Genomic DNA, 14,049 nt, shown 5'->3' with positions numbered 1-14,049 from the left:
TCACCCGGAGTCAGGTTGCGGACCTTCTCCACCACGACGCCGCCCTCAAGGCCGGCGTTGACGGCGATCTGCTTCAGCGGCTCCTCGAGCGCCTTACGGACGATCGCAGCACCGGTGGCCTCGTCGCCGGTGAGCTCGAGCTTGTCGAACGCCTTGGCGCCCGCCTGCAGCAGCGCCACGCCACCGCCGGGGACGATGCCCTCCTCGACGGCCGCCTTCGCGTTGCGAACGGCGTCCTCGATGCGGTGCTTGCGCTCCTTCAGCTCGACCTCGGTCGCCGCGCCGGCCTTGATGACGGCCACGCCGCCGGCCAGCTTGGCCAGACGCTCCTGGAGCTTCTCGCGGTCGTAGTCGGAGTCGGTCCGGTCGATCTCGGCGCGGATCTCGTTGACCCGGCCGGCGATCTGGTCGGGGTCACCGGCACCGTCGACGATGGTGGTCTCGTCCTTGGTCACGACGACCTTGCGAGCCCGGCCGAGCAGGTCGAGGGTGGCGTTCTCGAGCTTGAGACCGACCTCCTCGGCGATGACCTGGCCACCGGTCAGGGTCGCGATGTCGCCCAGCATCGCCTTGCGGCGGTCGCCGAAGCCCGGGGCCTTGACGGCCACGGAGCGGAACAGTCCGCGGATCTTGTTGACCACCAGGGTCGCCAGGGCCTCGCCATCGACGTCCTCGGCGATGATCAGCAGCGGCTTGCCCGACTGGACGACCTTGTCGAGCAGGGGCAGCAGGTCCTTGTTGGCCGAGACCTTGCTGTTGACGATCAGGATGTACGGGTCCTCGAGCACGGCCTCCATGCGGTCGGAGTCCGTGACGAAGTACATCGACGTCATGCCCTTGTCGAAGCGCATGCCCTCGGTGAGCTCGAGCTCGAGGCCGAAGGTGTTGCTCTCCTCGACGGTGATGACGCCTTCCTTGCCGACCTTGTCCATCGCCTCGGCGATGAGCGCGCCGATCTCAGGGTCGGCGGCGGAGATGGAGGCGGTCGAAGCGATCTGCTCCTTGGTCTCCACGTCCTTGGCCAGCTTGGACAGCTCCTCGCTGACCCGCTCGACCGCCGACTCGATGCCCTTCTTCAGGGCCATCGGGTTGGCGCCGGCGGCGACGTTGCGCAGACCCTCGCGCACCAGCGCCTGGGCCAGCACGGTGGCGGTCGTGGTGCCGTCACCCGCGACGTCGTCCGTCTTCTTGGCGACTTCCTTGACCAGCTCGGCGCCGATCTTCTCCCACGGGTCCTCGAGTTCGATCTCCTTGGCGATGGACACGCCATCGTTGGTGATCGTGGGCGCGCCCCACTTCTTCTCCAGCACGACGTTGCGGCCCTTGGGGCCCAAGGTCACCTTGACGGCGTCGGCTAGCTGGTTCATGCCGCGCTCGAGACCGCGCCGGGCGTCCTCGTCAAACGCGATCATCTTGGCTGCCATAAGGCTAGACCTCCCAGATGCAGGGTGGCTTCAATGGACCGAGCCGACGCCCGCGACGGCATGGGCCTGCATCTCCGTTCGGCAGACCCCATCGTCCCGATCCAGTGCTGGCACTCTCGAACAGAGAGTGCCAACGAACTGTTTAGCACTCTACCCTGCCGAGTGCAAGCCGATGCACGCGCATGCCCAGGTCAGTCAGTACGGCGGGCCCGTCATGGACCCGCCGTAGCCGAGTCGACGAAGGAGGAGTGGCGGTTTCGCCCGGACTGCGGAGCCGTGCGACCTGCCGGTACTTACCAACTTCGTGATTCAGACCGCTCGGACGGCCTCCGCTTGGGGGCCCTTCTGGCCCTGGGTGATCTCGAACTCGACGCGCTGGCCTTGTTCGAGGGAGCGATAGCCGTCCATCATGATCGCTGAGTAATGGACGAATACATCTTTACCACCGTCTACCGCGATGAAGCCGTAGCCCTTGTCCGCGTTGAACCACTTGACGGTGCCCTGCGCCACTTCCGACTCCTCTTACTGGGCTCATAGATCCCGCCCATTCGTCCGCGAGACCCTCAATCACCTGACTTATGGAGATATAACCAGGCGATCGCCCTCGACCATACCTGTGGCACAGCGTTTGGCAACAGAGTCAATCTACAAATTACGCATTTCATCCGCGAGTGAGTAGTTCAACATTGAATTGTCGGAAAAAGCAGAAGGCGCCCCAGATGGGAGCGCCTTCTGACGTGAGCGGGTGGTCACCCTCCGGCGACCGCCGGGATGATGGAGATCTGCGTGCCTTCGGGGGCTGCCGTGTCAAGGCCATCGGCAAAACGGACATCCTCTTCGCCAACGTAAACGTTGACAAAACGACGAATCTTGCCCGATTCATCGAGAATTCTCGCGCCGATACCCGGGTAGTCGGAGTCGAGCTTCGCCAGCACGTCACGGAGAGTCGCACCCTCCCCACTCACTTCCGCGTTACCCCCGGTGTAGGTGCGCAGAATGGTGGGAATCCGCACAGAAACGCTCATGATTAACTCGCCTTTCCTGGTTGTCAGACAGCCGCGCGGAACGCGTCGAGAGAGGGCCGGATCACTGCCGTGGGCTGGGCGTCGTCGGCGACGGCGTCGAGCGTCTTGAGCCCGTCGCCGGTGTTGAGCACCACGGTCTCCGCCTCCGGGTCGAGCTGCCCGGTCTCGACGAGCTTCTTCAGCACTCCCACGGTGACGCCGCCGGCCGTCTCGGCGAAGATGCCCTCCGTAGAGGCCAGCAGCTTGATGGCGGCGACGATCTCGGGGTCCGTGACGTCCTCCACCGCCCCGCCGGTGCGGCGGGCGATGTCGAGCACGTACGGGCCGTCGGCGGGGTTGCCGATGGCCAGCGACTTGGCGATGGTGTCGGGCTTGACCGGCTGGACCACGTCGAGGCCGGCCTTGTAGGCGGTCGACACGGGCGAGCAGCCTTTGGCCTGCGCGGCGAAGATCTTGTAGGGCCGGTCCTCGACCAGGCCGAGGGTGACCAGCTCCTTGAAGCCCTTGTCGATCTTCGTGAGCTGGGAGCCGGAGGCCACCGGGATGATGATCTGCTCGGGCAGCCGCCAGCCGAGCTGCTCGGCGATCTCGTAGGCGAGCGTCTTGGAGCCCTCGGCGTAGTAGGGCCGCAGGTTGACGTTGACGAAGCCCCACTTGTCGCCCAGCGGGTCGCCGATGAGCTCGGAGCAGAAGCGGTTGACCTCGTCGTAGGAGCCGTCGATGGCGACCAGCTTGCCGCCGAACACCTTGGCCATGGCGATCTTGGCCTGCTCCAGCCCGGCGGGGATGAACACGCAGGCGTCGAGCCCGGCCCTGGCGGCGGCGGCCGTGACCGCGCCCGCGAGGTTGCCGGTGGACGAGCACGACAGGGTGTGGAAACCGAAGTTACGGGCCGCCTCGACGGCGATGGCCACCACCCGGTCCTTGAAGGAGTGGGTGGGGTTGCCGGAGTCGTCCTTGACGTACAGGGACTTGATGCCCAGCGCCCGGCCGAGGTTGCCGGCCTTGACGAGCTTGGTCCAGCCGGGGTTCATGTTCGGCTTGGTGGCGACGTCCGCGGGCACGGGGAGCAGCAAGCGGTAGCGCCAGATGTTGGCGGGGCCGGACTCGATGTCCTTACGGGTGACGTCACCGAAGGAGTAGGCCGCTTCGAGCGGCCCGAAACACTCCAGACAGGCGAAGCTGGGGCCGAGGTCGTAGCGGGTGCCGCACTCACGACAGGAGAGGGCTACGGCGGGTCCGAAATCGTGCGACATGAAGCGAGGCCTTCCCTCATCTTCGCCTGCGGCCACCTTGACCGCAGACCGGAATTGGCACCTGTCCCGGTCGGCCTCGCCAGGTCGCGAGTCTGAATCCGGGAGGGTTGCCGGGGCTTCGCAGGGCCGGTCCCTCCACCCCTCTGGATGAGCAATATTCAGTTGTTTGCTCTGACTCTACCTGGCCAGGCCCGTCAAGCGACCGTCTGTCTCACCAAGCGAGACATTCAGTCTCAGCGGTAATCGTCGCCCAGCACAGCCTGAACATACTTGCGCGCCTGGTGGATGCGCGACTTGGCGGTGCCGAGCGGGATGCCGAGCTGCTCGGCGACCTCGTTGTAGTCGAGCTGCACGATGTCACGCAGCACCAGCGCCTGGGCCAGGTCGGGCTTGTCGGCCTCCAGCGCCTCCATCGCGTCGAGCAGGTCGAGCCGCGAGCCGGCGATCACGCTGACCCGCCGCGCGTCGGGCTTCTGCATGGGCAGCTCGTCGGAGGTCTGCTCGGCCGAGCGGCGCTTCAGCGTGCGGTATGTCGTACGCGCGCAGTTGGCCGTCACGATGTGCAGCCAGGTGCTGAACCTGGCCCGCCCCTCGAAGCGCCCGATGTTGCGCGCGACGGCGAGCAGGGTGTCCTGCGACGCCTCCTCGGCATCCTGGTGGTAGGGGAGGATTCGGGCGCAGTGCCGCATCACGTCCGGCTCGATCCGCTTCAGGAGCTCACCGAGTGCGCGATGATCTCCGGCAGCGGCGGAGCGGGCCAGTTCCTCGGTTAGCTCATCAAGCGCCATAGCTGGGATCCTATGGTCGGAGGGAACTTTAATGAACAGCGTTCTTGTCGCCTCTAACAGAGGACCCGTCTCGTTCACCGTCTCCGACGACGGTGTGCTGACCATGAAGCGCGGTGGTGGCGGGCTGGTGTCCGGGCTCTCCGGGGTCATGAAGGACGACGGCGTGCTGTGGATCTGCGCCGCCCTGTCCGACGGCGACCGGGGCGCCGTACGCCAGGCGCCCGGCGGCCGGCTCGACCAAGCCGGCTACGACACGGGCGCGCTGCGGATGCTCGACATCCCGCCGGCCACCTTCCACCGCGCCTACAACGCCGTGGCCAACTCCACACTGTGGTTCGTCAACCACCTGCTCTACGACATTCCCAACGCGCCGCTGTTCGGCACCAAATTCCAGCGGGAGTGGGAGTCCTACCGCGACTACAACGGCGCGTTCGCGCTGGCGCTGGCCGAGGAGGCCGGGCACGAGGCCCGCGTGATGGTCCAGGACTACCACCTCACGCTGACCCCGGCGATGCTCCGCGCCGAGCGGCCCGACCTGCGCATCGCGCACTTCAGCCACACGCCGTGGGCGCCGCCCGAATACTTCTCGCTGCTGCCCGACGAGGTCGCCCGCGAGGTCTTGGAGGGCATCCTGGGCGCCGACCACGCCGGGTTCCTCACCGGACGCTGGGCGGGCGCGTTCATGGACTGCTGCCGGGCCCTGCTGGGCGCCGAGGTGGACCTGACCGGCCGTACGGTCACGCACGAGGGCAGGACCACCCACATCGGCGTGCACGGCCTCGGTGTGGACGGCGTGGCGCTGTGGGAGCGAGCCCACGAGCCCGACGTGGAGTCCAACATGGCCGCGCTCAGGGAGCAGGTCGGCGACCGCCGGCTGATCGTCCGCATCGACCGCACGGAGCTGTCCAAGAACATCGTCCGCGGGCTGGTTGCCTACCGGGAGTTCCTGCTCGCGCATCCGGAGTGGCACGGCCGGGTGGTGCACCTGGCGTTCGCCTATCCCAGCCGGCACGACCTGCCCCAATACCGCGAATACACCGCCTCGGTGCAGCGCTGCGCCCAGGAGATCGAGGACGAGTTCGGCACCGAGGACTGGGAGCCGCTGATACTCAACGTCAACGACGACTACCCGCGCTCGCTGGCCGCCTACCGGCTGGCCGACGTGCTGCTGGTCAACCCGATCCGCGACGGCATGAACCTGGTGGCCAAGGAGGGGCCGGTCCTGTCGCCGCGGGCCACGCTGGTGCTGTCGCGCGAGGCGGGCGCGGCGGCCGAGCTGGGCGCGCACGCGCTCATGGTCAACCCGTACGACGTGACCGGCACCGCCATCGCGCTGCACGACGCGCTGGTCATGCCCGAGGAGGAGCGCATGCGCCGCCGTGAGCTGCTGGAGGCCGCGGCCACCGCGCTCCCGCCGCAGAAGTGGTTCGCCGCCCAGTTGGACGCGCTGGCCTAGGATGTCGTCGATCTCAGAGCGCGTCCGCCTGGCCAGGGACCGGCCGACCTGGCTGATCTACCTGCTGCTCGGCACGTTCGCCACGTTCATCTACGGTCTGAGCGCTGCCCTGCCGCTCCTGCGCCTCGACCAGCGGACCTCCGGCACGGTCGCCGGCCTGCACGGCACCGCGATGGCCGTGGGCACGATCCTCGCCGGTCTCTCCCTCACGTTCCTCACCAGGCGCTACGGCAGGCGGGTCACCACCTGGGTCGGTCTCGCCGGGATGAACGCGGGCGTGCTCCTGGTCGTCCTCACCTCCGCGCTGCCCCTGACGCTGCTCGGCTACGGCGTGGCCGGCGGCTTCGGCTCGATCGCCCTCTACACCGCCATGGCCGCGCTCAGCGAGCACCACGGACCGGCGGGCCCGGCCGCGATCAGCGAGGCGAACGCCGTCGGCGTCGTGGTGGGCATGGCGGCGACGTTCCTGCTCAGCGCTATCGCGCAGACCGCGCTCGGCTGGCGGGCCGCGCTGCTCCTCACGCCGGTGCTCACCACGCTGCTGGCCCTGACCCTGGGGCGGGTCTGGACCCGGAGCACGACCGTGGCGGCCCCGTCCACCGGCGAGCGGCCCGCGCGGCCCGGGTGGCGTTTCCATGTGGCGGGCGGCGTGCTGTCCTGCTGCGTGGCGCTGGAGTTCACGTTCAACCTGTGGGCCGCCGAGCTGTTCGCGGCGCGCACCGGCCTGAGCGCGGCCGCCGCGGCCACCGGGTTGACCGCGTTCCTCGCCGGGCTGGGCGCGGGCCGGTTCGGCGGCGCGTACCTGGCCTTACGCCTGCCGCCCGCGCGGCTCTTCCTGGGCGCGCTGGCGGTCACCGCGGCGGGCTGGCTGCTCTTCTGGCTGAGCACCCTGCCCGTCCTGTCCTACGCCGGTCTCGCGCTCAGCGGGGTCGGCGCCTCCCTGCACTTCCCGCTCGCGCTGTCCGGGCTCATCACGCACTCCGGAGACCGGCCGGACCGGGCCGGCGCGGCGGCCCCGATCTGGGCCGGGTCCGCGATGGCCATCGGTCCGCTCGTGCTCGGCGCGCTCGCCGACGGCTTCGGCACCTGGAACGCGTTCCTGCTGGTCCCCGTCCTCATCGGCCTGGCCGCCGGCGGGGTGCTCATCGCCAGGCCGCGTGCTTGAGTACGCCGGGCAGCCCCGGAGTGTTCCATGAGTCGACGACGAGCACTCCGGTCTTGGGCAGATACCACTCCCGCTGGACGAAGTGGGCACGCACCTTGCCCGTCCCGGTGACGCAGGTGCCCTTCCACGCGCGGTAGTACGCCTTGTGGCCGGGCCCGACCTGGCGCAGCCCCTTGGCCCCCGCGCCGTGGAGCACCTGGCCCCACTTGTGGTTGACCGGGCAGGGCTCCACATCGGTCGCCGAGTAGAAGGGCCCGTCGGGCGTGTACGGGTTGAGCTCGTGCCCCACCTTGACGGCCGCGGGCCCGAGCACCCAGAAACCATCACATTCCGGAGTGAAGTACTCCCCCTTGGGCTTGGCGCACTTGCCGGTGACGACATGGATCCAGTCGCCCTTCCCGTACACCTTCCATGAGTTCGGCAGGGACAGCGTCAGCCCGTTGCGCAGCTTGAGGGGATGACTGGCGGCACTCGCGGCGCTCGCGGAGGCGGGGGCCGCCACGAGGAGGGTGGCGGCCACGGCGAGGCCCGCCACGGCAAGGTTTCTGTTCGACATTTCGCGAATGTACCGACACGCGCTTGCAGACAGATTGGGACCGGCTAAAGGTCAGGGTCGGCTGAAGGCCGAAACCAGCTCCCGCAGCAGGGCCACCACGCCGTCGGGGCCGTCCACCACGATGTCGGCCCGCTCGGCCAGCGCGGTCACCTCGGCCGAGCCGCTGCACACGGTCACGCCCGGCAGCCCCGAGTTCTTGACCGCGTCGAAGGCCGCCAGGTCGCCGAGATCGTCGCCGAAGAACATGACCGACCGGGCAGCCCGTTCGGCCAGGAACAGGCCGAGCGCGTGCCCCTTGTCCATGCCCGGCGGCCGCAGTTCGAGCACCAGCCGGCCGGGCTCGACGACCAGCCCGTGCTTGTCCGCCAGCGCGGCCAGCGGCTCGCGCAGGGCCGCCAGCGTGCCCTCGGGGTCGGGGCTGCGCCTGGTGTGCACGGCGACCGCCCGGCCCTTGTCCTCGATCGTCGCGCCCTTCACGCCGAGCGAGCCGAGCAGCAGTTGCAGCTCCGCCTCGGCCTGGAGCACGCCGTGCGGGGGTGGCGGCGCCGAGATCCGGCCGTCCTCCCAGCGCTCGAACCCGTAATGCCCCAGAATCACCAGGCCAGGTACGTCGGCCAGGCCGGGCCCGAGCTCCAGAACCGTGGCCACCGGTCTGCCGGTCACGATCGCCACCGCCCCGACATGCCTGCCGAGTTCGGCGAGGACGGCGGGCGCTTCCGGATGGATCCTGGCGGAGGCGGGATCGGCCACGATCGGCGAAAGGGTGCCGTCGAAGTCGAGCCCGATCACGGCTCCCGCCGGATCCTTCAAGATCGCTTCCATACTGATGTTCTTCACGCGCCTGCCTTACCCAGCAGGTCAGGGGCGCATGCCAAGCCGCCGGGCGGCACGGTCGCGCTGGCGGGTGGAACGCAGCCGGCGCAACCGCTTGACCAGCATGGGATCCTGCTGGAGCGCCTCCGGCCGATCGATCAGTTCGCCGAGGAGTTGGTAGTAGCGGGTGGCGGAAAACCCGAAGGTCTCCTTGATGGCCTGCTCCTTCGCACCCGCGTAACGCCACCAGTGGCGCTCGAAGGCGAGGAGTTCGAGATCGCGTTCGGAGAGGGGCTGTCGGGACGGTTCCTGGGCAGCACTGTCACCGCTGACCGGTGCAGTGTCCATGGTGTCCTCCTCGGAGGGCGCGCGACGATCACATCGTGGGCACGCGGGCCCGTGCCAATCGTAATGTGCGGAGTGCGGGTGTTCACGGCGGATTGAGAGACGTACAGTCACCAAATGTGACCTCAGTCATCACCCTTCTCACCGACTACGGGCTCGAAGATGGCTATGTGGCGGCCTGTCATGGAGTGATAGCCGCGATCGCCCCCGAGGCCCGGGTGATCGACGTGTGCCACCTGATCCCGTCAGGCGATGTACGGCGCGGCGCCGCGATACTCTCCCAGACCATCCCCTACCTCCCGAAGGGCGTGCACATCGGGGCAGTAGACCCCGGCGCGGGCGGAGCCAGGCGGGCGGTCGCCGTGGAGGCGGGCGGGCGGGTGTTCATCGGCCCCGACAACGGGCTCCTGTCGTGGGCCATGCACGCCAGCGGCGGGGCGGAGGCGGCCTATGAGATCAGCAACGCCGACTACTTCCTGCACCCCGTCTCGCCGACCTTCCACGGGCGGGACGTGTTCTCACCGGTCGCCGGGCGGCTGTGCGTCGGGCTCAAACCGGCCGACCTGGGACCCGAGGTTCCGCTCTCGCGGCTGGTCTCGCTGCCGGAGCCGACCTCGCAACTGCGCGAAGGCTCCGTCGAGGGCGAGGTGGTCTCGGTCGACCGCTACGGCAACACCCAGCTGTCGATCGCCGCGGGCGACCTCGCCGCGCTGGGCGTGCGGATCGGCGACACGCTCGGGGTCTGGCTGGGGCGCCGGCAACTGGCCCTGCCGTACCGGGAGACGTTCGCGGCCGTGCCGCCGGGCGAACTGGTGGCCTTCGCCGACTCGGCGGGGCTGATCGCGATAGCGGTGAACTCGGGTGACGCGGCCCAACGCCTCGGCCTGCCACCCGGCGCCCACGTCCGGCTTTCCCCCTCCCCTTAAGACGAAAGCCACCAAAGGGAAATTACACCGCGTATCGGTCTGTTTACTGAAGCGTCAGATTGAACCGGCAATCGCATGTCAGAATGCACGGGCATCGGGCTACCCCTCCCCTGCCCGCGAGGTGCACGTTGTTCCCCTTTTCTGTTGCGCTGCTCTCTTTACTGTTCGCGGCCCTGCCGTCGACGGAGCCACCCGTGCCGGAGCGCTGGCACGCGTGGCCGGTGGCCAGGGTGTTCCCGGGCTCGGTACCCGGCACCAGCCCCTCAGGGGCCCGCGTGACCTATGTCCTGGCCGGCGTCGCCCCGGAGGCACCCTGCCGGGTGGCCTTCCAGCCTGGTGTCTTGCGGCTGCTGCGGGGGTGCGTGACGGCGTTACGCGCCACGTACGCGGACAGCACGCAGACGTTCGTGGCGACGGTCGGCATAGCGGTCCTGGTCACCCCGGCCGCCCACGTGGCGGCGGAACCACCACCACCCCTCGGGGGCGATCTGCCCGGCACGCCACCGAAGACCGGCAGCGGCCGTCTGTCCGACGGGTCGACGAAGAACGGGAGCGGCTGCCTGCCCGGTGGGTTATCGCGGACCAGTGGCGGCTGTCTTCCCGCCGGGTCCTCGGATAGTGGCAGCGACCGTCTCCCCAGGGGGCCGTCAGAGACCGGCAGCGGCTGCCTGCCCGCCGGGGCCACGGATACCGGCAACAACCGTCTGCCCAGCAGGCCGTCACACACCGACACCGGCCGCCTGCCTGGCGGGCCGTCAGGGACGGGTGCCGGGACCGGGCGCTTGCCGGGTCGGGGGCCGGAGACTGGCACAGGGCCTCTGCCGGAGACCGGCGCCAGGCGCTTACCGGGGCTGGGGGCGACTGTCGGCGCGCAGGCCGATGCGCCGGTTGACCGGTCCGGGACCGTCGTGGGACGGCCGCCGACCGTGCGGCCCGTGGCGTTTCCCGACGGGCCGGCCGAGCGGTTCGGCGAGTCGCAGTACGTCACCGGCGCGCTGATCTCGTCGAACGACGCCTACGTCGTGGCGACGGCCGCCGGATACGCGGACGGCCGGCCGTACAAGCCGGGCGACCTCGCCGCCAGACGCCTCGGAGACACCGCCCACCGCCTGGCCACGGTCCTGTACCGGAGCCTGACCAGATGACCAGGCCACTCGCGGCGAGGCTGCTGCCGGCCGGTCCGCCCACAGCGGGACCGCACATGGCGGCGAAACCACCGCAAGGCGGATCACTGGCGGCGATGCTGCCACTGGCCGGGTCGCTGCTGGCCGGTTTTCTGGTGGCCGGGCCGCTCGCGGCAGGGCTGTTGGTGGTCGGGGCGGGGCCGTCCTCCTCGGACGACGTCGGCTCGGTGGCGCGGGCCGGCCAGTGGCAGCTTGCCACGCTGCGCCTGCCGGAGGCGTGGCGGTTGAGCAGGGGCGACGGCGTTTTGGTGGCTGTGCTCGACACCGGCGTGAACGCCCGCCACCCCGACCTGGCCGGCGCCGTGATCACCGGCCCCGACCTGACCGGCGACGCCGGGGAGCCGGTCATGTGGGGCCACCACGGCACCGCCATGGCCAGCCTCATCGCCGGTCACGGCCACAACGCCGCCACAACGGGCGACCCCGCACAGAGCGGCCACACCACCTCGGCAACAGACGAACCCACACAGAGCGTCCACATGACCCCGCAAACACGCGACCCCGCACAGAGCGGCCGCAGCGCCTTGGCAACGGGCGATGCCGCGCAGAGCGGCGCCTTCGCAACGGGCAGCCTCGCGCGGAGCGGCTCGGCAGCAAGCGGCTCGGCGGCAGACGGGTCGGCAGCAGGCGGGTCGGCGGACAGTGGCGTGATCGGGGTCGCGCCCGCCGCCCGCGTCCTGTCCATCAGGGTCACGCTGGAGAACGGCGACCCGCTCCGCGACAAGCAGCGCGCCGGCGGCCGCGACGCCCTGGCCAGAGGCATCCGCTACGCGGTCGACCACGGCGCCGACGTGATCAGCATGTCCCTCGGCGGCGGCAGCGGCGCTTGGGAGGGCTCGGCGGCCGAGGAGGAGGCCGTCCAGTACGCGATCAGCCACGGCGCCGTGCTCGTGGCCTCGTCCGGCAACGACGGCAACACCACGAACAGGAAGAACTTCCCCGCCGCCTACCCCGGCGTGATTGCGGTGGGCGCGGTCGACCGGCGGCTGGAGGTGGCGGCGTTCTCCAACCGGCAGGACTACCTCTCGGTGGTCGCGCCGGGGACGGGCATCGTGACCGCCGACGGCGCCGACTCGTACGTCGTGGGCGACGGGACGAGCTCGGCCGCCGCCATGGTGGCGGGCATCGTCGCGCTGATCAAGGCGGCCCACCCCGATCTGTCGCCGTACCACGTACGGACGGCCATCGAGCTGGGCACCAGGCGGCGGCCCGCCGACGGCTACAGCCGCGCGTCCGGGCACGGGGTGGCCAACGCGCTGCTCGCCCTGCGCGCGGCCGACCGCCTGGCGAACCCCGCCACCCCCTCGGCCGCGGGCGGCGTGGGCACCGGCGGTTACTTCGGCGATGGCCCGGTTTCCCGGCCGCCGTCGTCGCGGCTGCCGGTGGTGCTCGGCATGGTGCTGCTGACGGCGGTCATGTCGGCCCGGGTGCTCGTACGGCACCGGTGGCGCGGGAGGGATTTAACCTAGCAAGCGCTTGTGTGATACTCCTGCCTATGAGCCTTGCGATCGACGGCTGGTTCGCCATAGAACAGGACGGCACCCACCTGATCGGCACCCGGTGCGCGGCGTGTGGCACGGTCTGCTTCCCGCCGCAGCGCGGGTTCTGCCGCAACCCGCACTGCGACGGGGAGTCCATGGAGCAGACCAGGCTGCCGAGGCGCGGGCGGGTCTGGTCGTACACGAGCGCCTCCTACCCGCCGCCCGAGCCGTTCGTGGCCGCCGAGCCCTACACGCCCGTGACGCTGGCGGCGGTGGAGCTGGCCGGCGCGGGCATCGTGGTGCTGGGGCAGGTCAAGGACCTCACGGTGGACGAACTGGAGGTCGGCATGGAGGTCGAGCTCACCCACGGCCCGCTGGCCGACGGACCGCTGGTGTGGATGTGGGGTCGCGCCTCGTGAGCGTCGTGGTGCTGGGCACGGGCATGCATCCGTGGGGCAAGCAGGGCAGGCCGTTCGCGGAGTACGGCGTGGCGGCGGCCAGGGAGGCGCTGCGTGACGCCGGGGTCGCCTGGACCGACGTCCAGTTTCTGGTGGGCGCCGACACGATCAGGAACGGCTATCCGGGGTTCGTCGCCGGAGCCACCTACGCGCAGGCCCTCGGCTGGTCCGGCGCCCGCATCGCGTCGTGCTACGCGGCGTGCGCGTCAGGAGCGCAGGCGATCGACGTCGCGCGGACCCGGATCATGGCGGGGCTCTGCGACGTGGCGCTGGTGGTGGGCGCGGACGCCACGCCCAAGGGCTTCTTCAAGCCGGTCGGTGGCGATCGGCCGGATGATCCGGACTGGCTGCGGTTCCGGCTGCTCGGTGCCACCAATCCCGCATATTTCGGGCTTTATGCGCGAAGGCGGATGGCCCTGTACGGCGAGACGGCCGAGGACTTCGCCGCCGTCAAGGTCAAGAACTCCCTGGCCGGTTCGCTGAACCCGATGGCCCGCTACCGCAAGGCCGTCACGGCCGAGGAGGTTCTGGCCTCGCCCATGGTGGCCGACCCGCTGCGGCTCATGGACATCTGCGCGACCTCGGACGGCGGCGCCGCGCTCGTCCTGGCCTCGCCGGCGTACGCCCGCCGGCTGGGCGTGGCGGACCCGGTGCGCATCGCCGCCGTGTCGACGGTGACGCCCACGTTCCCCAACACGGTTCTGGAGCTGCCGAACTTCGCGACCGACTCGTCCGCCGCCGTACCCCCTCCGGAACGGCCCTTCAGAGCCGCCATCGCGCACGCCGCCTACGAGGAGGCGGGCATCGGACCCGGCGACGTGTCGTTCGCGGAGGTGTACGACCTGTCCACGGCCCTCGAACTGGACTGGATCGAGGACGTGGGCCTCTGCGCACCCGGCGAGGCCGGCAAGCTGCTGCGGGCGGGCGACACCGCGCTCGGCGGGCGCGTACCGGTGAACCCGTCGGGCGGGCTCGCCTCGTTCGGCGAGGCCATCCCCGCCCAGGCCATCGCCCAGGTCTGCGAGCTGACCCGGCAACTGCTCGGCCGGGCGGGCGAGCGCCAGATCGAAGGCGCCAGGGTCGGCCTGGCCGCCAACCAGGGCCTGTTCGGCCACGGCTCGGCCGTCATAGCAACCCGCTGACCCACTCGCCGTACACCCACAACCCGCTCG

Annotated in this window: 15 protein-coding genes and 1 riboswitch; of the genes, 7 read left to right on the top strand and 8 right to left on the bottom strand. The window is 70.1% G+C overall.

Features of this window, described 5'->3' with window-relative positions; all coding sequences use genetic code 11:
• The 5 genes from groL to KLK06_RS58300 all read right to left on the bottom strand — a co-directional run.
• Window positions 1-1,424, bottom strand: a 1,424-nt coding sequence (groL, locus tag KLK06_RS58320; protein WP_214644535.1) for a chaperonin GroEL, incomplete at its 3' end; no start/stop codon positions are given.
• Between the two features lie 309 nt (window positions 1,425-1,733).
• Window positions 1,734-1,934 (bottom strand): cold-shock protein, encoded by a 201-nt coding sequence (locus KLK06_RS58315; protein WP_173525743.1) that lies wholly within the window; start codon window positions 1,932-1,934, stop codon window positions 1,734-1,736.
• 239 nt (window positions 1,935-2,173) lie between these two features.
• On the bottom strand, window positions 2,174-2,449 hold the full coding sequence (locus KLK06_RS58310) for a MoaD/ThiS family protein (RefSeq protein WP_214644534.1): 276 nt from the start codon (window positions 2,447-2,449) through the stop codon (window positions 2,174-2,176).
• Window positions 2,450-2,472: 23 nt separating this feature from the next.
• The gene (thrC, locus tag KLK06_RS58305; RefSeq protein WP_214644533.1) at window positions 2,473-3,705 is read right to left on the bottom strand and encodes a threonine synthase; all 1,233 of its coding nucleotides are present in this window, start codon (window positions 3,703-3,705) and stop codon (window positions 2,473-2,475) included.
• A gap of 13 nt (window positions 3,706-3,718) precedes the next feature.
• A riboswitch (SAM riboswitch) is annotated at window positions 3,719-3,859 on the bottom strand.
• Between the two features lie 79 nt (window positions 3,860-3,938).
• Window positions 3,939-4,493: an RNA polymerase sigma factor gene (locus KLK06_RS58300; protein WP_214644532.1), complete on the bottom strand. Its 555-nt coding sequence runs from the start codon at window positions 4,491-4,493 to the stop codon at window positions 3,939-3,941.
• A 31-nt stretch (window positions 4,494-4,524) separates the two neighbouring features.
• On the opposite strand from KLK06_RS58300, the gene KLK06_RS58295 reads away from it, so the two are divergent.
• Both KLK06_RS58295 and KLK06_RS58290 read left to right on the top strand, forming a co-directional pair.
• Window positions 4,525-5,949: a trehalose-6-phosphate synthase gene (locus tag KLK06_RS58295; protein ID WP_214644531.1), complete on the top strand. Its 1,425-nt coding sequence runs from the start codon at window positions 4,525-4,527 to the stop codon at window positions 5,947-5,949.
• Window position 5,950: 1 nt separating this feature from the next.
• A complete protein-coding gene (locus KLK06_RS58290) occupies window positions 5,951-7,114 on the top strand; it encodes a sugar MFS transporter (protein WP_214644530.1) in 1,164 nt (387 codons plus the stop codon).
• On the opposite strand, the gene KLK06_RS58285 is transcribed toward KLK06_RS58290, so the two are convergent.
• Genes KLK06_RS58285 through KLK06_RS58275 form a run of 3 tightly spaced genes read right to left on the bottom strand, consistent with a single transcriptional unit; the run spans window position 7,092 to window position 8,831 of the window.
• Window positions 7,092-7,670, bottom strand: a complete 579-nt coding sequence (locus KLK06_RS58285) for a hypothetical protein (RefSeq protein WP_214644529.1) — start codon at window positions 7,668-7,670, stop codon at window positions 7,092-7,094. The two genes, KLK06_RS58290 and KLK06_RS58285, sit on opposite strands and share 23 nt — an antisense overlap.
• Window positions 7,671-7,721: 51 nt before the next feature.
• On the bottom strand, window positions 7,722-8,492 hold the full coding sequence (otsB, locus tag KLK06_RS58280; RefSeq protein ID WP_214644528.1) for a trehalose-phosphatase: 771 nt from the start codon (window positions 8,490-8,492) through the stop codon (window positions 7,722-7,724).
• Between the two features lie 36 nt (window positions 8,493-8,528).
• Window positions 8,529-8,831, bottom strand: a complete 303-nt coding sequence (locus KLK06_RS58275) for a DUF3263 domain-containing protein (RefSeq protein ID WP_214644527.1) — start codon at window positions 8,829-8,831, stop codon at window positions 8,529-8,531.
• Window positions 8,832-8,947: 116 nt separating this feature from the next.
• Here KLK06_RS58275 and KLK06_RS58270 point away from each other — a divergent pair, with 116 nt between their 5' ends.
• From KLK06_RS58270 to KLK06_RS58250, 5 genes are all read left to right on the top strand, one after another.
• Window positions 8,948-9,754: an S-adenosyl-l-methionine hydroxide adenosyltransferase family protein gene (locus tag KLK06_RS58270; RefSeq protein WP_214644526.1), complete on the top strand. Its 807-nt coding sequence runs from the start codon at window positions 8,948-8,950 to the stop codon at window positions 9,752-9,754.
• Window positions 9,755-9,948: 194 nt separating this feature from the next.
• Window positions 9,949-10,899: a hypothetical protein gene (locus KLK06_RS58265; protein ID WP_214644525.1), complete on the top strand. Its 951-nt coding sequence runs from the start codon at window positions 9,949-9,951 to the stop codon at window positions 10,897-10,899.
• Complete coding sequence (locus KLK06_RS58260; protein WP_284735446.1) at window positions 10,896-12,407, top strand: S8 family serine peptidase; 1,512 nt, start codon at window positions 10,896-10,898, stop codon at window positions 12,405-12,407. Before KLK06_RS58265 ends, KLK06_RS58260 begins: the two co-directional genes overlap by 4 nt.
• Window positions 12,408-12,433: 26 nt before the next feature.
• Window positions 12,434-12,838: a Zn-ribbon domain-containing OB-fold protein gene (locus KLK06_RS58255; RefSeq protein WP_214644524.1), complete on the top strand. Its 405-nt coding sequence runs from the start codon at window positions 12,434-12,436 to the stop codon at window positions 12,836-12,838.
• Window positions 12,835-14,019 carry a lipid-transfer protein gene (locus KLK06_RS58250; protein WP_214644523.1) on the top strand — a complete coding sequence of 395 codons (1,185 nt, stop codon included), beginning with the start codon at window positions 12,835-12,837 and terminating at the stop codon, window positions 14,017-14,019. The genes KLK06_RS58255 and KLK06_RS58250 overlap by 4 nt, the downstream gene beginning before the upstream one ends.
• The last annotated feature ends 30 nt before the right edge of the window (window positions 14,020-14,049 follow it).

Source organism: Nonomuraea sp. NEAU-A123, from assembly GCF_018603905.1.
Lineage (GTDB): Bacteria > Actinomycetota > Actinomycetes > Streptosporangiales > Streptosporangiaceae > Nonomuraea.
The sequence above is the reverse complement of the archived record's forward strand: the minus strand, read 5'-3'. Positions and strand labels throughout refer to the sequence as shown.